This is a genomic window from Sulfitobacter mediterraneus, from assembly GCF_003054325.1.
GTDB lineage: Bacteria > Pseudomonadota > Alphaproteobacteria > Rhodobacterales > Rhodobacteraceae > Sulfitobacter > Sulfitobacter mediterraneus.
On the sequence record NZ_QBKU01000019.1, the window covers coordinates 1 to 21537 of the forward strand.

The following is a 21537-nucleotide window of genomic DNA, read 5'->3' on the forward strand; positions in this document are numbered from 1 at the left end:
AACTCGAATTTCGGCTTCAATTTACCGTGGTGGGATTGGCTTCTCGGAACTTACGTCGCGCAACCAGCGAAGGGGCACATCGGTATGGGGATCGGCATCGAGCAGTTTCGCACACGCCGCGACCTCTGGCTTGACCGGATGCTGTTTCAGCCGCTGCGCGGCCCGGCGAGCGGAGGTGCGCTCGATGTGCGAAGCCACATGGAGGACTCCAAACCCGTATCATCCAAGCAAGCCAATTCAATCTCTGAAAGAAAAGGCCAAGAGCCCTAACTTAATGACCGATTTGCGATGCTACTGCGTCATTCAATCGAAGCGCAGCATCCGTGCCTCTGGGTTCTCACCCGGCATTCGCCGCGCGCCGCCTGAACGTCGGCTCCTGAAATTCCAGACCTTCGCCGCACGATCGACGAACTGGTAAGATCGGGACGAAGCCGCCGTTCAGTTTTTCGCCCTCGCTGACGCAGCATAGCTTCGCATCTACATCACGCTTGTTTTTGCATCGCGGCACAAATTGCCAATCCGGTCATTCACGGGCACCCCATTCGATTTATCCTCCGAGGGTTTCCAAGCCGTGGAGAATTTCCGTTAGATCCGTGAAAAGAACAACCCAGCGGAGTTCTACCATCGCTCTTACAGCTTGGGGTTCGTGTCATATCCTTTGCAGGGACGCGCGCATCTCAACCGATACGTCCAGCTGATGAGACACTTTTTCCACTCGATTTTCGATCAAGTCGATCAAACTTTCAGCGGCAACGCGACCCATTTGGCGGTGCGGAACATGCACTGTGGTGAGGGGAGGAAAGACGTGCTTGGCCAGCTCAATATCGTCAAATCCGGTGACTGAAACATCATTTGGAACATTGAAACCCAGGTCGCGCGCCTTTGAGATCACGCCAGCAGCAAGAACATCATTTCCGCACATAATGACTGTCGGTTTCACGTCAGCCTGGATCAGTTGTTCAAAGGCCGTAGCACCGTTTTCAATTTCATAAGGCGTTTGAATGATGGGGAGGTCATTTAGATGAAAGCCATGTGCCCGCCAGCTATCCTGAATGCCAGCCAATCGCTCCGCGGCGCGATCATTGCCGTCAATAATTCCGGAAATGACAGCAATCTGTTTGTGACCCATGTCGATCACCTTGTCAGCTAACAGCCGCATTGCGGCGCGGTTGTCAAATCCCACAGAAGCGTGTTCCGAATCTGATTTCGAGGCCCACGCCAACACTGTTGGGACATCACGCCGGGCCAGATACTCATACACCGCCTCGGAACGTTCATAGCCGATCAACAGCAGGCCATCTGCGCCACGCGCCACAAGTTCGCGAATTTGCTGGGCTTCCAGTTTGGGCTGATAGGCGCTGCTAGAGACCAATAGATTATACCCCTTTTCAAGGAGCGTTTCCTGAAAGGCCTGCAAGCCGCGCGCAAAAATCGCATTTTCCATCGTAGGGATGATCGCGCCGATTGTATGGGATTGTTTGGCCGCCATTGCCCGTGCGTTGAAATTCGGCGTGTAGCCAAGTGATTCGACCGTTTCCATCACCTTTGCCAGAGTTTTGGGCGACACTTTTTGTTTCTCATTCAAACAGCGCGATACCGTAGCCGTCGAAACACCAGCGGCATTTGCGACATCATCCAATGTAGGAATGCGCGGTGGAACATGCATTTAAAGGCAGATCCTTGGGTTTCTTCGTCGCGCCAGCCTAGAATAACAATTATCGGGTTGAAAGATGTAAGCGCTTGCAATTTTGCTTTGCAAGCGCTTACAGTTAGTGCAGAATCAGACAGCAGGGAGGCTCGTCATGTTTCTCATAGGTGCATTATTTGTATTTTTGGCGTTCTTCTTGAACGTAGCGTTGGGCGCTTTTGCCGATGCTGCGATCCTTGGGGATGTCGGGGAGATGTTGGTTCTGTCTTGTGCGTCGGTCTTATTTGTCGTCGCCATTTTACGAAAAGAGGCTGATCGTTCGAAAAGCGACGACAGCAAATAAGTCTAAAGGGAGGAGATCCAGATGGATCATCAAGATCGTAAAGAGATTGCGTCGCTCGAACGCCGGAATTTTCTGAAAATTGCATCAAGTGCAGGCTTTACGGCCGCATTGGTGGCAGGTGCCGCAGGAACGCTTTGGTCAACAGAGGCCGCAGCGCAGTCAGCCAATGAAGAACGAGAGCGTGAGGCCGCCGCTGAGCACACAATGACCCTTGCGACAGCCTATGTTCTGGGTGCCTCGCGCAGCTACCCGATCATGCAGCTTGATCTCAAAGAGAACATTCAGAACGCCACAAATGGTAAAGTCTACGTCAAGCTGGCCCCAGGCGGTCAGTTGGGGGCAGGTGGTGCGCTGGTACAGGCCGTTCAGGGCGGCACCATTCAGGCCGCACAGCACTCGGTGTCCAACTTTGCACCATTCGCGTCCACAGTTGACCTGATCAACATGCCGTATCTGTGTGGTTCCAACCAGCGCTTCACCAACCTTGTGACCTCTGATTTCTGGAACACGAACGTGACGCCAAAAATCGAGGAGAACGGGTTCAAGCCGCTGTTTTACATCAACATTGACCCGCGTGTTGTCGCTGTTCGCAAAGGCGGTGCTGGGGCTGTTATCACGCCGGGTGATCTGGACGGCGTGAAGTTCCGCGTCCCGGGCTCTGCCATGTTGCAGCAGTATTATCGTTTGGTCGGTGCCAATCCGACGCCCGTTGCTTGGGGCGAAACACCCTCTGCGATCCAGCAGGGTGTGGCTGACGCGCTTGACCCATCCGTGGGTGCTCTCTTTGTGTTTGGTTTCAAGGACATGCTGTCCCACGTGACCTTCACGCAGGCTGTTCCAGACAGCCAAGTTTACTCCTGTAACCTTGAATGGTTCAACTCCATGCCTGCGGACGTTCAGGAAGGCATCATGTGGGGGTCTGAAATGACCGCGCACCAGAACCTTGCCAAGGTCCCGTCTGCCCGCTCCTATGCGATGGCCGAGCTGGCCAAAGCCGGCGTTGAATTCCACAGCCTGTCTGAGGACCAGTTGGCCGAATGGAAAGACGCCGGTGGCTATCAGCGCTCCGAGTGGGACGAGTTCAAGGTTGATCTTGCCGGTTCCATGGATGCCTTTGCCCAAATGGAAGAAGCTGCGGGCACGCAAGGCAAATACTACGTGCACGACGCATAAGCGAACCCGTCGGACGCTGTTTGGGCGTCCGACACCCTTTCTCTTCGACATGCAAAACGGCTCGCGCTCGGGATGCGCCGTCTTTTGCCATGGCAACGGAATGGATTGATTATGGAATATCTGCGCAAACTTGACCAAAATGCGGAACGCTGGCTGCTTTTGACCTTTTACGTGATGCTGGTCATCACAATGGCGGTCGAAGTACTCCGCCGCGAAATTTTCGCCCATTCGTCGATCTGGGGCGAAGAGATCGTACGGTATTCATTTATTTATCTCGCGTGGATCGGGGCCTCTGCCGCCGTCAAAGAACGCGCGCACATCCGTATTGATGTGATCATGCACTACCTTGGCCAACGGCCCAAGGCGCTGCTGTATATGTTTGGCGACATCGTGATGATGTTTGTCGCGGTGATTGCGCTCTATTGGTCGTTTGAATCCGTTCATGTGTCATGGAAGTTCGGCTCTGTGACGGACGGTTTGCGCATCTCTAAGGTGTGGTTCCTGATGGCGGTGCCGACGGGCTTTGGCCTGATGATCTGGCGTCTTTTGCAATCGCTGCGCCGCGACTTCATTTCCCTCAAGACGGACAAGCCTGTCTATGAGGGCGACACCCTATTTGATTAAGGAGCGACGCTATGCTTTGGAATACTGTCGCGCAGACTGTTGAGCTTGGCTGGGACTTTTATGTGCCTGTCATCCTGTTCGTGGCGCTTATCGCGATGGCCGTGCCTGTGTGGGCGGCGATTGGATCCTCTGCCATATTGATGTTGCTCATGTCGGGCGACCTACCGCTCAGCCTTGTGGGCGAGCGGTTGTTCACCGGAATTGACGCCTTTGCGCTGACGGCGATCCCGCTGTTCATTCTTACAGGAGACGTGCTGGTGCGCACCGGGCTTAGTCGCAAATTCCTTGACGTCGCCGAAGCGTTGACCTGTTTTACCAAGGGCGGTTTCGGATCGGCCACGGTGCTGGTCTGCGGTATGTTTGCTGCGATTTCAGGATCGGACGCGGCGGGTGCTGCTGCGGTGGGCCGCATGACGATCGCCCGTCTGGTCGAGGCCGGATATCCGCGCCCCTATGCCTGCGCTTTGGTGGCTGCGGGTGCCTGTACTGGCATCCTAATCCCGCCTTCTATCGCGTATATCATCATCGGCCTTGTGCTGGGTGTCTCGGCCTCCACATTGTTCCTCGCGGCCTTGATCCCTGGTCTGTGCATCCTGTTTGCGATCCTGATCACGAACTTGGTGGTCAACCGCATCTATGCCTATGAGGGCGGCGGCAATCTTACTTTTATGGAATGGCTGACCAATCTGGGCTGTTCACTGAAATCTGGCTGGTATGCGTTTATCGTGCCCGGCATCATCTTTTATGGAATCTTCTCCGGGCGTCTGACGCCAACAGAAGCCGGTGCAACTGCTGTTGTTGTTACGATCTTGATGGGATTTCTCCTCAGATCACTCAGCTTTTCTGATTTCCCCGCGATGTTGGTCAGTTCGGCCAAGGTCAACGGCGTGATCCTTCCTATCATCGCTTTTTCTGCCCCACTGGCCGAAGCCCTTGCGATCATGGGTGTACCACAAGGCTTTGTCACCTCAGCCACCAGCCTTACCAATGAACCGTGGATCTTGATCCTGTTGATGATCGGTATTCTGATCGCCGCTGGCTGTGTGATGGAAACCACGCCCAACATCGTGATTTTGGCCCCGATCCTTCAGCCTTTGGCCGAGAACATCGGCATGAATGAAATCCAGTTTTGCATCATGATGATCACCGCCCTTGGTGTAGGATTCATCACGCCACCGCTGGGCCTTAACCTCTTTGTTGTCTCGGGCATCACGGGTGAATCGATCCTGAAGATCGCCGCGCGCGCCGTGCCTTTTGTATTGTGCATGTTCATCGTGGTCTTGTTCATCGCCTATGTGCCAGCCGTTTCAACAACTTTGCTTCCAGATATCTACAAGTAGGACATCAAAACAATGACACGCGAGTATCTCAAGAAAGCGACCCTCACATCGGCGTCCGGCGCATCAGACGTCCACGATACGGTTGTCACAATTCTGGATGACATCAAGGCAGGCGGCGACGCCAAAGCGATGGAATATGCGGCCAAGTTTGACCAGTACGACGGCAATGTCATGTTGACCGACGCCGAGATTGAAGCTGCCAGCGCCTTGGTTCCCGAAAAACTCAAGGCCGATATCCAGTTTGCCCACGACAACGTTAAACGCTTCGCCCAGCTGCAAAAGAGCACAGTCGCCGACGTCGAGATGGAAATCAAACCGGGCTATGTGGCAGGTCAAAAAGCGATCCCAGTGGATGCGGCGGGCTGCTATGTGCCAGGCGGACGCTACAGCCACATCGCGTCGGCCATCATGACAGTTACCACGGCCAAGGTCGCAGGCTGCAAGCACATCACCGCTTGTTCACCGCCGCGCCCCGGCGTGGGTGTCGCACCCGCCATCATCTATGCTGCGCATATTTGCGGCGCGGACAAGATTTTGGCGATGGGCGGCGTGCAGGGTGTTGCGGCCATGACATACGGTCTGTTTGGCTTGCCAAAGGCCAACATTCTTGTCGGTCCAGGCAACCAGTTTGTTGCCGAAGCCAAGCGCATCTTGTTTGGCAGTGTGGGCATCGACATGATCGCTGGCCCCACCGACAGCTTGATCCTTGCAGACAAACGCGCTGATCCGCACATCGTTGCGACCGACTTGGTCAGCCAAGCCGAACATGGATACAACTCTCCGGTTTGGCTGGTCACAGACGACCGCGCATTGGCTGAAGATGTCATGGCGCGCGTGCCAGCGTTGATCGAGGACCTGCCACAGCTAAACCGCGACAACGCCTTTGCCGCATGGCGCGATTATGCCGAAGTCATCGTGTGTGCAGACCGCGTTGATATGGCCAAATGCAGCGACGAATACGCACCGGAGCATTTGACCGTGATGGCCGAAGACCTCGATTGGTGGCTGGAAAACCTGACCTGCTACGGGTCGCTGTTCTTGGGCGAAGAAACGACAGTTTCCTACGGCGACAAAGCGTCGGGCACAAATCACGTTCTGCCGACCTCCGGTGCAGCAGGCTACACGGGCGGTTTGTCGGTGCACAAGTACATGAAGATCGTCACATGGCAGCGCGCAACGCAGGAAGCTTCCAAGGATGTAGCGATTGCAACGGCCCGTATCTCTCGGCTTGAGGGGATGGAAGGGCATGCGCGCGCTGCAGATGTGCGTCTGGCCAAATACTTCCCCGGCGAAAACTTTGACCTGACAGCTGAAGGTTAAACGCGTGACCCACACCGCGCCCCTTTTTGATCTGCCCGGCAAGGTGGCCTGCATTACCGGTGCCAGTTCGGGTCTTGGACGCCGTGCGGCGGTCGCGCTGGCGGCAGCAGGGGCATCGGTTGTGGGGGTCGCCCGACGCGCCGAGGCTTTGGACAGCCTTTGCGCTGAAATCGGTCCCAAGGCTGCGCGGGTCGTGGCCGATGTGGCGGATCGCGATGGTTTGGCGCAACTGGTTCGCGATGTTTCTGCCCCGTTTGGTGCCCCAGACATTCTGGTGCATGCGGCGGGCGTCAACACGCGGCAAGCGGCAGATGACGTGACGCGGGAAGGTTGGGATCAAACGATTGCCCTGAACCTTAATGCACCGTTCTTTGTGTCGCAGGCTTTTGTGCCTGCCATGCAAGCCAAAGGTTGGGGGCGCATCGTGAATTTCGCATCGCTGCAAAGCACCCGCGCCTTTCCGGGCGGCATTGCCTACGGCGCGACCAAGGGAGCCATCAGCCAATTAACCCGCGCAATGGCCGAGGCGTGGTCTCCTCACGGGATCACGGCAAATGCCATCGGGCCGGGGTTTTTCCCGACCGAACTGACGGCAGCGGTTTTTGATGATCCGGCACGCGCAGAGCGCAATGCGGCACAGACCTGTGTGGGTCGTAATGGCAGGCTGGAAGACATGGACGGCCCGATCTTGTTCTTATGCTCGGAGGCGTCAGCCTTCGTCACAGGGCAGGTTCTTATGGTCGACGGGGGGTTCACTGCGAAATGAAAGCGCTGGTTTATCAAGGTGTTGAGACATTGGGTTTCACCGATGTGCTAGATGCCATCCCGCAAGCCGGAGAGCATCTGATCAAGGTAGAAGCCGTTGGCATCTGCGGATCCGATATGCATGCCTATCTTGGCCACGATGCACGCCGTCCTGCCCCGCTTATTCTGGGACACGAGGCGGCTGGAACGATCAAAGGCGGCACACGTGATGGGATGCGCGTCACTGTAAATCCGCTGGTGACGTGCGGTGCCTGCCCTGCTTGCACGGCGGGCCGCGAGAACCTGTGCCCTCAGAGGCAGATCATCTCAATGATGCCACGCGAAGGCGCGTTTGCGCAATATGTTGCGATGCCGATGTCCAATCTGGTCGAAGTGCCGGATCATGTGCTGCTGGAAAAGGCCGCATTGGCGGAACCATTGGCCGTCAGCTGGCACGCCGCCCGACTGGCGCTTGAGGCGCTGCATCCTGCTATGGAAAGGCGCGCGTTGGTGATCGGTGGTGGGGCCATTGGATTGGCGGCGTCCCTGGCGCTGAAAGCGATGGGCTTGCACGACGTGACAATCGTTGAACCTGATCCCGCCAGATGCGCGTTCTTGTGTGAACAGGCGGGTCAGACAGCGGTTTGCGCAACCGATGAGAGTTTTCCTATCGTGATCGACGCGGTTGGCTTTGGGGTCACGCGTGCCTCTGCATCCAGCCTTGTGCAACCGGGCGGTGTGATCGCGCATGTGGGGTTGGGCGATCACAAACCCGGATTTGATGTGCGCCGCGCCACTTTGCAAGAAATCACGTTTATCGGCACATATACCTACACCGCCGCTGATTTCCGCGACACGGCTGCGGCCCTTTTCGACGGGCGGCTTGGCCCGTTGGACTGGACACAAACCCGGTCCCTAGCGGACGGCGCAAGCGCTTTTGCCGACCTGCTTGCAGGTAAGGTTGCGACGCCCAAAATCATTCTGGACCCTTGGTCTTAACTACGACGCCCTATCGGAGATTTACCCCGTGTATCAAAAAATCCTTGTTCCCATGGCGCTTGACCATGGTGTGTCCAAAGGCACTCTGGAGATTGCCAAAGCCCTGACCGGCGGCACCGGTGAGATTATTGCGCTGCATGTCTATGAAGCGCCGCAAGGATCGGTTCAGGCCTATGTTGATGATGAAGCAAAACAAGAAGGGCTTGCACGCGCTCGGGCCGAATTGCAGGCAAAAACCGAACACCTGAACGGCGTAAAAGCCGAGATGGTGGTTGGGCATACCTATCGCTCCATCATTGATTATGCATCCGAACACAGTATCGATTGCATTGTCATGGGATCACATAAACCGGGGTTCAGCGACTATTTGCTGGGCTCTACTGCTGCGCGTGTTGTGCGGCATGCGCCCTGCGCTGTGCACGTTTATCGCAGCACCTGACGCAGGCATCTTCGAATTTTCTATCCAATCAGAAAGGCTTTTCTCTTATGAATATCCACAAGAAGATTGTGGACGATCTTGTCGCAAACGACGTCTCTTTCGTCACCACCGTGCCGTGCAAACAGCTTGCTGGTGTGATCCAGGAAGCCGAGGCGCGCGACGAAATCTTCCATATCCCCTCGAACAAGGAAGACGAAGGCATGGGGCTGTGTGCCGGTGCCTTTATGGGCGGCAAGCGCCCTGCGATCATCATGCAGAACACCGCAATCGGCGTGACGATCAATACATTGGCCACGCTGACGCAATTCTACCGGATGCCGCTGCCGATGATCATTTCCTACCGTGGCGAGTTGCGTGAGCCCGTGGCCTGTCAGGTCGAAATGGCCGTGCACACAAAAGCATTGTTGGCGCAGTTGAACATCCCGACCTATCACTTCCACTGGAAAGATGATGTCCAAGAATTCGACAACATCCTGAAATACACATTCATGTGCAACAAACCTGTGGCGATTCTGACCGACGCCAACTTCTGGGGAGGCTATGGCGACCAATGATCCGTTCTGAAATTCTCAAAGAAATCGCCCCGATCCTTAATCCGCACCTCGTGGTGTGTAACATCGGTCTTCCCAGTCAAGAGCTGCACATGATCGACGACAATGAGCGTAACTTTTACATGCTTGGCACAATGGGTCTGTCGTCTTCCATCGGTTTTGGTCTGGCGCTTGCGCAAGAAAAACCTGTGATCTCTATCGACGGGGACGGATCTGTTCTGACCAACCTCGGCACGCTGCCGACCATCGCAAACAACGCTGTGGGCAACTACACTTTGCTGATCATCGACAACGGGTCATATGGCTCAACCGGGGACCAGCCGACTTATGCCGGCATGAAAACCAACCTCACCGATGTGGCGCGGGCCTGTGGCTGTGACAACGTGATCGAGGTGCAGGACAAAGACCTTGGGCCCGTTTTGCAAGAGGCCGTCGATAGCGATCAAATGACCATCATCGTGTGCAAATGTGACAGCGGCAATATCAAGCTGCCGGTGATCACGATGGACCCGGTTGTGATCCGGCACCGATTTATGGAAGCTGTGAAAGCCTGATGTCTGTCGATGCCATCCACAGTGCCGAAGATGCTCGGCTGATTGCAAAGCGGCGCCTGCCGTGGATGGTGTTTGACTACATTGACGGCTCTGCCGGTCGTGAAACAGGGGCAGCGCGCAACCGAGCTGCCCTTGACGCCCTGACGTTGCGGCCCCGCATCCTACGTGATGTGTCTACCCGAGATCTAAGTGTGCCACTGTTCGGTACACAAGCCGCGCGCCCGTTTGGCATTGCGCCAATGGGTATGTGCAACCTCAGCGCGCCGGGGGCGGATCTGATGCTGGCCCGCTTGGCCGCGCAATACAAAGTGCCGCATGGTGTGTCGACTGTGGCGTCCACACCACTTGAGCAAATCATCGACGTTGCCGAAGGGAACGCTTGGTTCCAGCTGTATTTCTCTGGCGACGGGGTTGGCACCTTCAAACTGGTCGAACGTGCCAAGGCCGCAGGCTATACTACCCTAGTCCTGACTGTTGATGTACCAGAGGTCGGCCGCCGCCCACGCGAATTTCGGCACGGTTTCAAAATGCCGTTCGCGATCGGGCCGCGCCAGTTCATTGATTTTGCTTTGCATCCGCGTTGGTCGCTAACGCAGCTTGCAGCCGGTAAACCCCAAATGGCCAACTTTGAAATGGACGGCTACGATTTTGATCGCACCGAAAGCCGGGCGCGGGCGACATGGGACACGCTGGCCAGATTGCGTGACATGTGGCCCGGAAAGCTGGTGGTCAAAGGGGTGCTAGACGTAGAAGACGCGGCAGGCCTAAAGAAAGCTGGCGTAGATGGCATACAAGTCTCCAGTCATGGTGCGCGCCAATTGGAAAGCGCGCCAACCCCGATCGAAATGCTGCCGCAAATCCGTACCGAAGTCGGCCCCAATTTCCCTTTGTTTTTCGACAGCGGCATAAGGTCCGGCGAAGATGTCCTGCGTGCCCTGCAAAAAGGCGCAGATTTTGTGTTCTTGGGCCGTACCCTACAGTTCGCCATCGCAGCCGGCGGGGAGCCGGGACTGCACCGACTTTGGAACATAATCAGCGAAGAGATGAGCATCGCGATGGCCCAGACTGGGCAGGCGCTGCTTGCTACCAATCCTGCGCCTTCTTTGGGTCAAGCAATCATCCCGTGAACAAGTTCTACCAGGCCACTATGTTCTTAACGAGAAAAGGAAGTGTTCCCGGCAATCCCACATATTGCAAACGCCCCGATCTTTGACCTTCTCAACCTCAAGGCGCCTCGCATGAATGGCTGGTTAGCCCGCAACGTCGCTGTATACGCTTTCGCGCAGGTGCAGCATTTTTCCCGCTGCGAGCGCATGCAGCGCAAAATCGAAACGTCTCCTCTGGGCTCAAACCCGAAGTTTGCCGCAGTCAAAACCAATGCCTGCTTTCCCAGGAAAAGCTGTCCTTGAGCAACCTGCCTGTGTCACATCTGTGTAGGTCAAACACAGATGTGCCGTGCCGAAACTCTGGCATCTGAGACTGAAACATGCAGCTCAGGCTACACGCCGCGACAGGTGCAATCAGCAAACGATGTGGTCGGATTGAAAATCCTCGTGTCGGTGGTTCGATTCCGCCCCCGGGCACCACTTAAATCAAGTGAAAACAATGTCTTGCGGGCAGTTTGCCTTTTCGTGGGATTGCCCAATTTGGGCTGGGGCATCACTGGGGTAGCAATCCGCACCGGTTCAATTTCAATCAGTCCACGCCTACGGGGTTCCAGTAGTTCCCGTTGTTGCCGCCGGTACAAGCGGTTGATTTTGACGGTGGAACGGTCACTGCTGTTTTTGAAGTTTTGCCTACGGGCGAGCCTTTTTTGGTAACACTGTTTCCAACGGGAGTGAGATGATGGTTGATCTTCGGACGAAAGCCTGGCTGGACGATATGTTCATATATGGTGGTGGTAACGTCTATGGCCCCCCTCAATTGAAGGAAGAGACCGATGCGCGTGGGGAGTGGGCTGAGCGCTTTCGTTCAAACTTCAAACATGTTCTGGCGGAAGGGCAACTTACGGCTTTGGAATATGAAGATCGAACGGAAGTCAGTTTCGATACAGATACGGAGTTGTTTGAGTATTTTGAGAAGCTCTATCAATATTTGTTTTATGAAGGGCCTCAACCGTAGTGACTTCCCAATTGTCAGTTGGGGACAGCACATGACCCAAATTGATCTGAGAACCCAAGCTTGGATGAAAGATATTGGGCTGTATTGTGGCGCGAATGCAAACGATCCCGCCAAACTGAAGGAAATTTCTGCTTATACGTCAGAATGGTCAAAGCGCTTGAAGCAAAACTTCGAGCATGTTCTCATGGAAAAAACGTGACCGCCCTAGACTACGAGAACCAAACAGATGTTAGTTTCGATTCTGATGCAGACCTGCACGCCTACCTGCATCGACTGTATGACTATCTTTATAGATCAGGCCCGATCCCCGACTTGATTTCTCCTTTTAGGCAAGTTGCGCTCAAAGTCTTGGCCAAATGACGTTGCCACCTTTTGTGATGCCCCAAAAGGCGAGGTCACATACTAGGTACAGAAATTGACCTATGGCTGAGAGCCAAAAAAGCAGGGGTCAGAATGATGTCGGACTGGGACATTCCCGAGTATCAAGAGTTGGAAGACTTCGCTTGGGACAGAATGGAAGTCGGCGATTTGCGTGGAGCGGCCGACGCCGCGCTCAAAGCAATCAAGTTAGAACCCGATAAAATTGACAGCTATGTCATTCTCGCTCAAGCCGCAGGAGTGCTAGGGCAAAAGCAGGCTTATGCCCGCGAAGCGGTCCGCCTTGGCGAAATCGAGTTCAAGTTGGAAATAGCATCTGCGCCTTCGGAGGATTTTCCGTTTTGGGGGATTACCCGAACAAGGCCCTACATGCGTGGCCTGCATACCCTTGCACTTGCGCTCTGAGATGATGGAAGAGAGGGTGCAAAGGACGAAGCGATTGAGGTTGCTCAAAAAATGCTTCGTATATGTCCAAACGACAATATAGGTGTGAGGTTTTTGTTACCTGAATGGCTCGCCAGGCGAAGCAAGTGGTCACTCGGGGGTAAGTTACTGGCTGAATTTCGTGATGATTATCGGACAGAGATGAATATGTGGGCAGCACTTTATGCCTTCCAGAACGGCGATCTCGATAAGGCCACGGAGATGGTAGAAGCGGCCAGAAAAACGAACGCACATATTGTCGGACAACTGCTCCTTAAACGCCAACCAAAGCGAAGCAATGAGCAATGGGTCGCAGCTGGTTCGATTGAAGAGGCGAAGGCACACTCCGTGCAGGCCTATGACCTTTGGAGAGCTTTAGATGGCGCTGAGGAATGGTTGTCTCAGTTCCCGCGTCGGTGATTGTCGAGGGGCGAATTTTTGTCATGGTTACCCCATTCGAAATGTCAAAGTTCCTCTTTATCTTTTGTCTAAGGGCTCGCGTCAGGGTATCACTGGGGTAGCAAGAGCGGTGCGCTTAACTGCTTCGGTATGAGACGGGTCTAGACGCCGTGCCATGTGCAAAGATCAAGGTTTTCAACCGACTACGTTGCAGGCTGAGTTATCTTGAAGCAGGACGCGTGGATATCAAGGCTAATTGAAAATCCTCGTGTAGGTGGTTCGATTCCGCCCCCGGCACCACACCACATACCGAACTCTATGAAATGCATTTGTGGTGTTATCCGGCCAAGAAATTGTTCAACGTGCCGAGACTGAACACAAATTCCCACCTCTGTTGTCGTTGAAAAAACGCGGAACAAGCGCTTGAATGAGGGCGTTTTCCAACAGGGCAGAACACCCGTTCCAGAACTTGCCGTAAGGCAGGCGGATTTTCTATGCGGGGCTCTTGTGAAAGTTGGATAAGGTAAACCGGGTAGCGACCATGGTTTTGGCGTAACCTCAAGGCACTGTTGCACCGCAAAGGATCATTTTACGTTGCGAAACAAGGAAGATGAGTGATTGTAACTGACCCGCTTGACTGAATACCTTGGTCCAAATGGTCTTTGGGAGGAGCGCCGTGGATTTTCTACAACTCATTATCAGTGGGCTTGCCAACGGCTGTGTCTACGGATTGATCGCTTTGGGGTTTGTGTTGATCTACAAAGCCACCGAAGCTGTGAACTTTGCCCAAGGCGATTTCATGATGCTGGGTGCATTTGTCTGCATCGGCTTTACCAACCATGAATACATGGGCCTGAACTTTTGGCTTGCTGTGCCGCTCTCTATCCTTGTGATGGGGGGGCTTGGGTATCTCTTCAACTGGGGCATTTTGCGCCACATGTTTGGCCAGTCCCAAACTTCGATTGTCATTCTGACCATCGCGATGGGATTTATCATCCGGTTTATTGCCGGCGCTGTCTGGAGCCATGAGCCGACCTCGCTGGAAACGCCCTTTGCCGGTCAGGACATCCGGTCCGGAGGGCTGGTGCTTGGCATTGATGAAGTGCTGATCGTGGTGGTGACGGCCTTTCTGACTTTGGTGTTCTTTTTGTTCTTCTCTCGCACACGGATCGGCCTGGCGATGCAGGCGGCGTCCCAAAACCAATTGGCGGCCTATTACATGGGCATCCCCGTCCGGCGGATTCACAGTCTCGTTTGGGGGCTGTCCGGTATGGTTGCTGCGGTCGCAGGGATCTTGTTTGCGTCAAAAGGCGCAATTGATCCCTCAACAGGGTTGCTGGGCATCAAGGCATTTGCGGCAGCGGCGATCGGTGGATTTGGATCTTTGCCCGGTGCGCTCTTGGGAGGATTGATCATCGGTTTGGTTGAACCTCTGGCCTCGCGATATGGTCCGCCGGGGGTCAGCCAGATTGCGCCTTACGCGATTTTGCTGCTCATCCTGATTTTCCGCCCCGGCGGGATCTTCTCCCAGACGCAACGAAAGAAGGTCTAAGATGCGCTTTGTTTTCAAAACCTCTTATGATGCGGATATTTCCCTGTTCAAACACCGGGCGCAGGCTGTGTGGTATGGATTGCTCTTGCTATTGGTGCTTGCCACGCCGCTCTATTTTGTGGCGATCGGGGATGCCTATTTGCTGGGCGAGATCACTGGCATTCTCATTCTGGCGATTGCGGGCATGGGTCTTATGCTGCTGACGGGGCACACTGGATTGCCCAGTCTGGGGCATGCCACGTTTATGGCGTTTGGCTGTTATCTTAACATCAACCTGTTGGGCGCGGGTGTGCCTTGGCTTATCGCCTTTCCGCTGTCCGGGCTGATTGCCGGCGGGTTGGGGACAATGATTGCGCTTCCGGTGTTGCGTCTGCACGGTGTCTATCTGGCATTGGCAACTTTGGCGATGTCCATGCTGACCAGCGATTTTGTCGTGATTGCAGAGCCTTGGACGGGGGGTATCGCAGGTGCGGCGGTGCCGGATATCAACATCTTTGGGATGGAAATCAACCGATACTCAACCCCCTACAAATTCTACTATCTGGTCCTGTTCGTTGCGATCTTGATTGTTTGGTTTTATCGCAACCTTTTGCGGACCCCGACAGGGCGCAGCTTTACCGCCGTGCGCGACAGTGAAATCTCGGCGCGGGCGATGGGGATCAACCTGACCAGAACCAAGGCGATGTCATTCTTTCTGTCTGCGACCGCTGCTGGACTTGCGGGTGCGCTTTTTGGTCATTCGGCGGGTTATGTAACAAACGAGACCTTCGATTTGGTCATGTCGATCACCTTGCTCTTGATGATTGTAATCGGCGGTTTGGGCTTCATCCATGGCGCATTTTTTGGTGCGATTGTGGTCGGTATCATTCCTGTTGCCATCGCAAACGGGCGCACGTTTCTGTCCACCACGTTTGATGTGAACATCAATGTGCCCGGACTGGAAAGCGCGCTGTTCGCCTTTATCCTTATCTGTTTCATTCTGTTTGAACCGATGGGGCTTTATGGTCGATGGCTCAAGATCCGCACCTATTTTGAACTGTTCCCCTTCTATCGCAAGGACATGTTCAAACGTCAGAAATCCTATCTCAAGACGGATCGTGTCCAATGAGCTTGCTTGAAATTGATAATGTCACGCTCCGGTTTGGTGGGCTTGTCGCGGTCGACAACGTCTCCTTGCGGGTCAACGAGGGCGAGGTTTTTGCCCTTGTCGGCCCCAACGGTGCAGGAAAATCCACGATCTTTAACCTGATCTCGCGGTTCTATGATCCGGCCGAAGGGCGCATCCGCTTTGATGGTAAGGATCTGCTCAAACATACTGCGGATCAGGTGCCCAGCTTTGGCATCGCGCGGACCTTTCAGAACATCGAATTGTTTGAACAAGCCACGGTCTTGCAAAACCTGCTTGTCGGGCGGCATCGACATCGCAAAACCGGGATGCTGTCCAACATCGTGTTCTCGCCCAAAGCCTACCGCGAGGAGTTGCGCCACCGCGAGGCGGTCGAGGAAGTGATCGAATTTTTGAACCTGCAGCCCTACCGTGACAAGATGATCGGCGGTCTGCCCTACGGCGTGCGCAAAGTGGTGGAGCTTGGCCGCGCCTTGGCGTCAGAGCCGAAACTGCTGCTGTTGGACGAGCCTGCTTCGGGGCTGTCGGTGGAAGAAACCCAAGACATGGCGTTTTGGATTGAGGACATCCAGACCCAGATGGGCATCTCGGTGATGATGGTCGAGCATGACATGGGATTGGTCTCCGCCGTGTCTGGCCGCGTCATGGCCTTGTCGGATGGCAAGGAGCTGGCAACAGGCACAGCCGCCGAAGTTCAGTCGCATCCGGCTGTTATTGAGGCCTATCTCGGCACTGGCGAGATTTCCAAGACAGGGACATCGCGCGCATGAACACTCAGAACACCAAAGCAGACGTCGTTTTGCAGATCGACAACCTCGAAAGCTATTATGGGCCAATCATGGCCATCCGCGGCGTCAGTCTGAAAGTCCATGAGGGCCAGATCGTCACCGTGCTGGGGGCCAATGGCGCGGGTAAAACTACATTGCTCAAGACGATCTCAGGGGTGATGGACCCCGAGAAAGGCACGGTCACGATGGAGGGGACTGACATCCAATCCATGGAGCCGGATGCCATCGTGCGGCGCGGCATCGTTCATGTGCCGGAAGGGCGCGAGATTTTCCCGCTGATGACGGTTGCCGAAAACATCGCGATGGGCGCCTATACCCGCAAAGACCGAAGCGCGATCGCGGCGGATGAGGAAATGGTCTATTCCTACTTTCCGATCTTGAAAGACCGCCGAAATCAACGCGCAGGCACCCTGTCGGGTGGCCAACAACAGATGCTGGCGATTGGGCGTGGGCTGATGTCGCATCCCAAGCTGATGCTGCTGGATGAGCCGAGCCTTGGCCTCTCTCCTTTGCTGACGCAGGAGATATTTGAGATCATTGTGAGGCTCAACAAAGAGCAAAAGGTCACGATGATGCTGGTCGAGCAGAACGCCAAGGTGGCACTTGATGCGGCTGACTATGGGTATGTGATGGAGTTGGGGCGCATCGTCATGAACGATTCCGCTGACGTGCTGGCAGCCTCCAAAGACATTCAGGAATTCTATCTTGGCGTCAGTCAGGATGAGAACCAGCGCGGGCAACGCCGCTGGAAACAACGCAAGACGTGGCGATAGGGATTGAGCATGACAGACACACTCCCCCCTCAGGAAAAAGTACACGGGCTGATGATCAATTCGGACCTGTCGCAGGGTCCGTTCTACATCGATGGCATGGATACAACGCCCAAACTGCTCCGCTTGCGGTGCCAGACCTTGGGCAATCGGACCGCGCACCGCGAAAAGACATTCGGGATCTGGCGATCCCATTCGTGGAACGATTATTTCACCCGCGCCAAACATCTTGGCCTTGGGCTGCTGTCCTTGGGACTGCAACGCGGCGAAGTTGTTTCGATCCTGTCCGAGGACAGCAAGGAATGGATGTACACCGATATGGGTGTGCAATGCGTCGGCGGGATTTGTTCTGGGGTCTACACCACGGATTCTGCATCGCAGCTGGAGTATCTCGTCAACAATTCCGACAGCCGCTTTCTGTTTGTCGAAAATGATGAGCAGTTGGACAAGTTTTTGCAGGTTCGGGACAATTTGCCCGATCTGGCCAAGGTCATTGTCATGGACCGTGAGGGCCTCCACGGGTTCACCGATCCACAGATTATCTTTCTCGATGAGCTGTATGATTTGGGCGCTGCATATGACGCGGCCAATGCGCAGGCGTTTGACGCAGGGATCGACGCAACCAAGCCCGAAGACACCGCCATTTTGGTCTATACGTCCGGCACCACGGGCAAGCCAAAAGGCGCGATGATCAGCCACGGCAATCTGATGTATTCCGTGGCGGCAGGCCTGCGCGACGCGCCAACGTTCGATACCGATGATCAGCTGTGTTTTCTGCCGCTGTGCCACATTCTGGAACGGGTGTTTTCGGTCAATGCGCCCATCGCGGCGGGCTCGACCACAAATTTTGCCGAAAGTCCGGAAACGATCTTTGACAACCTGCAAGAGGTCAGCCCACAAACCTTTGTGGCTGTGCCCCGACTTTGGGAAAAGATCTATAGTCAGGTCGCCATCCGCATTGGCGATGCGACCGGCGTGCAAAAGTGGGCCTATGCGCAGGCTTTGAAAGCGGGCGGCGCGCGCGCGGCCTGTCTCGCCGAAGGCAAACCACTGCCGTTTGGTGCAAATCTCGCCTATCGTTTTTGGGACTTGGCCTTGCTGCAAAACCTGCGGCGGATGATCGGGATGGACCGGTTGCGGCGCGGCGGCTCTGGGGCCGCTCCCATCTCGCCGGAATTGTTGCAGTGGTATCATGCCATCGGCGTGCCGGTGCTGGAAGGCTACGGCATGACCGAAAGCTCCGGTGTGATTTGCATCAACTGCGATGATACCAACAAGATTGGCACCGTTGGCAGGGCACTGCCGGGCGCCGAGATCCGCATTTCGGATGAGGGAGAAATCCAGTATAAGGCTGGCAATGTGTTTCAGGGCTACTGGAAAAACCCGGAAAAGACGGCCGAGACCTTTTCGGAGGACGGCTGGCTGCGGACCGGTGATGTGGGGATGCTGGACAATCAAGGTTTCCTCAAAATAACCGGCCGCCTGAAAGACATCATCATCACGGCAGGGGGCAAGAATATCACGCCCGCAGAGATCGAAAACAAACTCAAGTTCTCGCCCTACATTTCGGACGTTGTGGTGATCGGGGACAAACGGAAATTCCTGACCTGTCTGGTGATGATCGATCAGGAAAACGTCGAGAAATTCGCGCAAGACCGGCGCGTGCCGTTCTCAAACTATGCCTCGCTTTGTGCTGCGCCAGAGGTGCAGGATCTGATCCGCGAGACTGTCGAAGAGGTGAACAAGGATTTTGCACGGGTCGAGCAGATCAAGGATTTCCGCCTGATCGATGTATTGCTGACCGCAGACGACGATGAACTTACGCCGACCATGAAGCTTAAACGCAGCTTTGTGGAAACCAAACACGCAGAGCTGATCAGCCAGATGTATTGACATAACGCTGACAAGCTTTTCACATAAAAACATAAAGGGAGAAGACGAATGAAAAAGCTAACAACCAAAATTGCGTCCGCGGCACTTGTCGCAGCCATGGCCGCCGCGCCAGCCTATGCCGAGCAAGGTATCACCGATACCGAAGTTCTGATCGGCTCGAACAACGATCTGTCCGGCCCGTTTGCGGCCTTTGGTGCGCCAGCGACAAAAGCCGCGCAGCTTGTTTTTGACGAGGTCAACGAGGCGGGCGGTATTCATGGCCGCAAAATTCGCTTTGTTGTCGAAGACCACGCCTATCAGATGCCCAAGGCCATCCAAGGCATGAACAAGCTGATCAATGGCGACAAAGTGTTTGCGATGCTGCTGTCACTGGGTACGCCGATGAACATTGCGGCGTTCAAATTGCAAGACGCCAAGAACGTGCCAAACGTTTCGCCGCTCTCCGCCGCCCGCCAGATGGCAGAGCCGTTTTCTCCGCTACACTACGCTGGCACCGCGACGTACTATGAGCAGATCCGCGTCGGCGTGAAATATCTGGCCGAGCAAAAGAGCGTGGGCAATGTCTGTGCCATGTATCTGCCGACGGACTTCGGCAAGGACATCAAGGAAGGCGCTGAATCAATTTCTGCCGAAACTGACGGGCTGACCTATGTCACCGAGACAACGCACAAGCCAGACGATGCCGATTTTGTCGGCGCGCTTCAGAAGTTGAGCGCAGAGGGTTGCGAAATCGTCGCCTTGGCCTTGGGCGTGCGTCAGGCCATCACAGTGTCCGGTACAGCCAAAAAGCTGGGCCTGTCAGGCATGTCATTCATCAACTCGTCTGCTGGTTTCCACACCGTTATGGCCAAAGTGCCCGGCGGCGTGACCGAAGGCATGTATGCCGCTGCTGGCTGGGCTGATCTGCTGTCACGGATGGACAAGCCTGAAGTGCAGAAGTTCTTTGCTCGCTACACCGAAGCGACTGGCGAACAGCTGCCCGGCTCCGGTGCATTGCTCGGCCATTCTGCCGCCGAAACATTGGTGAAAGCGCTTGAAGCGGCTGGCCCCGATCTGGATGCCAAATCGTTCCAGATGGGCATGGAAAGCCTGAACTACGAAGACGTGGTTTCCGGCAACACGGTGACCTATTCTGCGACCGATCACCAAGGTGCAGACGAGGTGGTAATTTCGGTTATCAAAGACGGCAACTGGATGGAACTCGCCCGCCAGTAAGGCATTCGCGCAGAACATTCAGTTCAATTCGGAAGGGACCGGTCACTGTGTTGGCCGGTCCTTTTCACTTGTGGTTAAGGCAGTCCTGTCAGACGCCCGGCCCCTTCAAAGCGGTCCAAATCAAAGGTCAGCGCCGCAAAATGATATCGTAGGGCAGGATCGCGTTCTCAACGGTTTGCCCGTTGACCAGCCGTTTCATCCGTTCCACCGCCTCTTCGGCGTAGCGCACATGCGGCACGCTTACCGTATTCAGCCAGGGGGCAAGCCAGTGGTTCAATGGATTGTCATCAAATCCGTAGATTGCAGTGTCCTGCGGCACGTTCAAGCCCAGCTCGCGGCAGCGCCTGTAAGCGCCGTAGGCAATCTGGTCGTTGCCGCAGACGATGGCAGAGTAGGGGGTCTTGGCGGTGTTCATCAGGTGAACAGCGCAGGCATAGCCGCTTTCCATCGACAGCTCTGCTTCGATCATGTTCTCGGGCAAAATGGCGCGGCCTTCCCGTTCAAATTCACTGCGAAAGCCGTCCAGACGGGCGCGGCTGGTGTTGGATGTCTGGGGGCCGTGGATCAGGGCAATCGGGCCGTCGTTTTCGCGCATGATTGCCTTGGCCAATTCGCTGGCTGCGGACCGGTCATCAATGCCGACAAACGGCAGGTCGGGCAAATCGTCGATCTGCCGGTTGATCAGGATCACCGGTGTGTGTTCGGCCAGTTCCTTGAGATTGGGGCTGTCCACGGCGCAGAGCATAAACACCCCGGCCACCTGCCGGGATCGGATCTCTTCTAGGCAACGGTCCTGCAGTTGCATGTTTTCGTTGGAGTTGAACAAAAGCATCGCGGCACCTTCGTCATTCAGACGGCGCTCAATTTCCCAGGCCACAGCAGAAAAGAAGTTGTTCTGGATGCTGGAGATGATCATGGCGAAGGTATTGTTGGAATGCCCGCGCAGTGCCTTGCCAATCCAATTGGGCCTATAGTTCAGCTCTGCAATGGCCTTTTCGACCTTTTGGCGGGTCGCCTCCGATACGTTGCCTGTTCCCTCGTTTGAACCGCCCCGGTTTTACCGGAGACTGTTAAGCTCGTATTTCAAGCTGCAATGTCGTCAGTTTTCAAGCCTTGATAGTATGCGTCCTCGGCTTC

The 21537-nt window shown here is 55.2% G+C and carries 25 protein-coding genes and 1 pseudogene; 23 read left to right on the forward strand and 3 right to left on the reverse strand.

The window, feature by feature from the left end; genetic code table 11:
• The coding region (locus C8N31_RS19415) for a sterol desaturase family protein (RefSeq protein WP_420877387.1) at nt 1–270 on the forward strand (270 nt) is incomplete at its 5' end.
• A 379-nt stretch (nt 271–649) separates the two neighbouring features.
• Here C8N31_RS19415 and C8N31_RS19420 read toward each other — a convergent pair.
• Nucleotides 650–1666, reverse strand: a complete 1017-nt coding sequence (locus tag C8N31_RS19420; protein ID WP_025050006.1) for a LacI family DNA-binding transcriptional regulator — start codon at nt 1664–1666, stop codon at nt 650–652.
• 136 nt (nt 1667–1802) lie between these two features.
• On the opposite strand from C8N31_RS19420, the gene C8N31_RS19425 reads away from it, so the two are divergent.
• From C8N31_RS19425 to C8N31_RS19520, 22 genes are all read left to right on the forward strand, one after another.
• On the forward strand, nt 1803–1991 hold the full coding sequence (locus C8N31_RS19425; RefSeq protein ID WP_025050005.1) for a hypothetical protein: 189 nt from the start codon (nt 1803–1805) through the stop codon (nt 1989–1991).
• A 21-nt stretch (nt 1992–2012) separates the two neighbouring features.
• Nucleotides 2013–3164 (forward strand): TRAP transporter substrate-binding protein, encoded by a 1152-nt coding sequence (locus tag C8N31_RS19430; protein WP_025050004.1) that lies wholly within the window; start codon nt 2013–2015, stop codon nt 3162–3164.
• Between the two features lie 111 nt (nt 3165–3275).
• The gene (locus tag C8N31_RS19435) at nt 3276–3788 is read left to right on the forward strand and encodes a TRAP transporter small permease (protein WP_025050003.1); all 513 of its coding nucleotides are present in this window, start codon (nt 3276–3278) and stop codon (nt 3786–3788) included.
• 11 nt (nt 3789–3799) lie between these two features.
• Nucleotides 3800–5128 (forward strand): TRAP transporter large permease, encoded by a 1329-nt coding sequence (locus C8N31_RS19440; protein ID WP_025050002.1) that lies wholly within the window; start codon nt 3800–3802, stop codon nt 5126–5128.
• A gap of 12 nt (nt 5129–5140) precedes the next feature.
• Nucleotides 5141–6448, forward strand: coding sequence for a histidinol dehydrogenase (gene hisD, locus C8N31_RS19445; protein WP_025050001.1), 1308 nt, complete (start codon nt 5141–5143; stop codon nt 6446–6448).
• Nucleotides 6449–6452: 4 nt separating this feature from the next.
• Nucleotides 6453–7214: an SDR family NAD(P)-dependent oxidoreductase gene (locus tag C8N31_RS19450; RefSeq protein WP_025050000.1), complete on the forward strand. Its 762-nt coding sequence runs from the start codon at nt 6453–6455 to the stop codon at nt 7212–7214.
• Nucleotides 7211–8191, forward strand: a complete 981-nt coding sequence (locus C8N31_RS19455; protein WP_025049999.1) for an alcohol dehydrogenase catalytic domain-containing protein — start codon at nt 7211–7213, stop codon at nt 8189–8191. Before C8N31_RS19450 ends, C8N31_RS19455 begins: the two co-directional genes overlap by 4 nt.
• Nucleotides 8192–8219: 28 nt before the next feature.
• Nucleotides 8220–8630 carry a universal stress protein gene (locus C8N31_RS19460; RefSeq protein WP_025049998.1) on the forward strand — a complete coding sequence of 137 codons (411 nt, stop codon included), beginning with the start codon at nt 8220–8222 and terminating at the stop codon, nt 8628–8630.
• Nucleotides 8631–8677: 47 nt separating this feature from the next.
• Nucleotides 8678–9184, forward strand: coding sequence for a thiamine pyrophosphate-binding protein (locus tag C8N31_RS19465; RefSeq protein WP_025049997.1), 507 nt, complete (start codon nt 8678–8680; stop codon nt 9182–9184).
• Entirely contained in the window at nt 9181–9735 is a 555-nt protein-coding gene (gene comE, locus C8N31_RS19470; protein WP_025049996.1) for a sulfopyruvate decarboxylase subunit beta, read from the forward strand. The genes C8N31_RS19465 and comE overlap by 4 nt, the downstream gene beginning before the upstream one ends.
• Nucleotides 9735–10862, forward strand: coding sequence for an alpha-hydroxy acid oxidase (locus C8N31_RS19475; RefSeq protein ID WP_025049995.1), 1128 nt, complete (start codon nt 9735–9737; stop codon nt 10860–10862). The genes comE and C8N31_RS19475 overlap by 1 nt, the downstream gene beginning before the upstream one ends.
• Nucleotides 10863–10973: 111 nt before the next feature.
• Nucleotides 10974–11144, forward strand: coding sequence for a hypothetical protein (locus tag C8N31_RS20485; protein WP_211313766.1), 171 nt, complete (start codon nt 10974–10976; stop codon nt 11142–11144).
• A 433-nt stretch (nt 11145–11577) separates the two neighbouring features.
• Nucleotides 11578–11856, forward strand: coding sequence for a hypothetical protein (locus C8N31_RS19480; protein WP_025049994.1), 279 nt, complete (start codon nt 11578–11580; stop codon nt 11854–11856).
• A 31-nt stretch (nt 11857–11887) separates the two neighbouring features.
• The gene (locus C8N31_RS20450; RefSeq protein ID WP_156026924.1) at nt 11888–12055 is read left to right on the forward strand and encodes a hypothetical protein; all 168 of its coding nucleotides are present in this window, start codon (nt 11888–11890) and stop codon (nt 12053–12055) included.
• A gap of 254 nt (nt 12056–12309) precedes the next feature.
• Entirely contained in the window at nt 12310–12639 is a 330-nt protein-coding gene (locus tag C8N31_RS19485) for a hypothetical protein (protein WP_025049993.1), read from the forward strand.
• A gap of 93 nt (nt 12640–12732) precedes the next feature.
• Complete coding sequence (locus tag C8N31_RS19490) at nt 12733–13077, forward strand: hypothetical protein (protein ID WP_156026922.1); 345 nt, start codon at nt 12733–12735, stop codon at nt 13075–13077.
• Between the two features lie 655 nt (nt 13078–13732).
• Nucleotides 13733–14608 carry a branched-chain amino acid ABC transporter permease gene (locus C8N31_RS19495; RefSeq protein ID WP_025049991.1) on the forward strand — a complete coding sequence of 292 codons (876 nt, stop codon included), beginning with the start codon at nt 13733–13735 and terminating at the stop codon, nt 14606–14608.
• Nucleotide 14609: 1 nt separating this feature from the next.
• Complete coding sequence (locus C8N31_RS19500; protein WP_025049990.1) at nt 14610–15716, forward strand: branched-chain amino acid ABC transporter permease; 1107 nt, start codon at nt 14610–14612, stop codon at nt 15714–15716.
• Nucleotides 15713–16504, forward strand: coding sequence for an ABC transporter ATP-binding protein (locus C8N31_RS19505; protein ID WP_025049989.1), 792 nt, complete (start codon nt 15713–15715; stop codon nt 16502–16504). Before C8N31_RS19500 ends, C8N31_RS19505 begins: the two co-directional genes overlap by 4 nt.
• Nucleotides 16501–17295: an ABC transporter ATP-binding protein gene (locus C8N31_RS19510; protein WP_025049988.1), complete on the forward strand. Its 795-nt coding sequence runs from the start codon at nt 16501–16503 to the stop codon at nt 17293–17295. The genes C8N31_RS19505 and C8N31_RS19510 overlap by 4 nt, the downstream gene beginning before the upstream one ends.
• Before the next feature lie 9 nt (nt 17296–17304).
• Nucleotides 17305–19185: an AMP-dependent synthetase/ligase gene (locus C8N31_RS19515; RefSeq protein WP_037919082.1), complete on the forward strand. Its 1881-nt coding sequence runs from the start codon at nt 17305–17307 to the stop codon at nt 19183–19185.
• A 48-nt stretch (nt 19186–19233) separates the two neighbouring features.
• Nucleotides 19234–20400, forward strand: a complete 1167-nt coding sequence (locus C8N31_RS19520) for an ABC transporter substrate-binding protein (RefSeq protein ID WP_025049986.1) — start codon at nt 19234–19236, stop codon at nt 20398–20400.
• Nucleotides 20401–20527: 127 nt separating this feature from the next.
• Here C8N31_RS19520 and C8N31_RS19525 read toward each other — a convergent pair whose 3' ends face one another.
• Together C8N31_RS19525 and C8N31_RS20685 are read right to left on the reverse strand one after the other, a co-directional pair.
• Nucleotides 20528–21316, reverse strand: coding sequence for a LacI family DNA-binding transcriptional regulator (locus C8N31_RS19525; protein WP_025049985.1), 789 nt, complete (start codon nt 21314–21316; stop codon nt 20528–20530).
• A gap of 54 nt (nt 21317–21370) precedes the next feature.
• A pseudogene (locus C8N31_RS20685) lies at nt 21371–21424 on the reverse strand (LacI family DNA-binding transcriptional regulator); the annotation flags it as partial.
• Between the last annotated feature and the right edge of the window lie 113 nt (nt 21425–21537).

Coding starts and splice junctions, on each gene's coding strand:
- C8N31_RS19505 (WP_025049989.1), top strand. CDS start 15,713: ATGAGCTTGCTTGAAATTGATAATGTCACGCTCCGGTTTGGTGGGCTT.
- C8N31_RS19475 (WP_025049995.1), top strand. CDS start 9,735: ATGTCTGTCGATGCCATCCACAGTGCCGAAGATGCTCGGCTGATTGCA.
- C8N31_RS19485 (WP_025049993.1), top strand. CDS start 12,310: ATGATGTCGGACTGGGACATTCCCGAGTATCAAGAGTTGGAAGACTTC.
- C8N31_RS19420 (WP_025050006.1), bottom strand. CDS start 1,666: ATGCATGTTCCACCGCGCATTCCTACATTGGATGATGTCGCAAATGCC.
- C8N31_RS20450 (WP_156026924.1), top strand. CDS start 11,888: ATGACCCAAATTGATCTGAGAACCCAAGCTTGGATGAAAGATATTGGG.
- C8N31_RS19430 (WP_025050004.1), top strand. CDS start 2,013: ATGGATCATCAAGATCGTAAAGAGATTGCGTCGCTCGAACGCCGGAAT.
- comE (WP_025049996.1), top strand. CDS start 9,181: ATGATCCGTTCTGAAATTCTCAAAGAAATCGCCCCGATCCTTAATCCG.
- C8N31_RS19440 (WP_025050002.1), top strand. CDS start 3,800: ATGCTTTGGAATACTGTCGCGCAGACTGTTGAGCTTGGCTGGGACTTT.
- C8N31_RS19455 (WP_025049999.1), top strand. CDS start 7,211: ATGAAAGCGCTGGTTTATCAAGGTGTTGAGACATTGGGTTTCACCGAT.
- C8N31_RS19435 (WP_025050003.1), top strand. CDS start 3,276: ATGGAATATCTGCGCAAACTTGACCAAAATGCGGAACGCTGGCTGCTT.
- C8N31_RS19515 (WP_037919082.1), top strand. CDS start 17,305: ATGACAGACACACTCCCCCCTCAGGAAAAAGTACACGGGCTGATGATC.
- C8N31_RS19500 (WP_025049990.1), top strand. CDS start 14,610: ATGCGCTTTGTTTTCAAAACCTCTTATGATGCGGATATTTCCCTGTTC.
- C8N31_RS19520 (WP_025049986.1), top strand. CDS start 19,234: ATGAAAAAGCTAACAACCAAAATTGCGTCCGCGGCACTTGTCGCAGCC.
- C8N31_RS19525 (WP_025049985.1), bottom strand. CDS start 21,316: ATGATCATCTCCAGCATCCAGAACAACTTCTTTTCTGCTGTGGCCTGG.
- hisD (WP_025050001.1), top strand. CDS start 5,141: ATGACACGCGAGTATCTCAAGAAAGCGACCCTCACATCGGCGTCCGGC.
- C8N31_RS19425 (WP_025050005.1), top strand. CDS start 1,803: ATGTTTCTCATAGGTGCATTATTTGTATTTTTGGCGTTCTTCTTGAAC.
- C8N31_RS19510 (WP_025049988.1), top strand. CDS start 16,501: ATGAACACTCAGAACACCAAAGCAGACGTCGTTTTGCAGATCGACAAC.
- C8N31_RS20485 (WP_211313766.1), top strand. CDS start 10,974: ATGAATGGCTGGTTAGCCCGCAACGTCGCTGTATACGCTTTCGCGCAG.
- C8N31_RS19480 (WP_025049994.1), top strand. CDS start 11,578: ATGATGGTTGATCTTCGGACGAAAGCCTGGCTGGACGATATGTTCATA.
- C8N31_RS19465 (WP_025049997.1), top strand. CDS start 8,678: ATGAATATCCACAAGAAGATTGTGGACGATCTTGTCGCAAACGACGTC.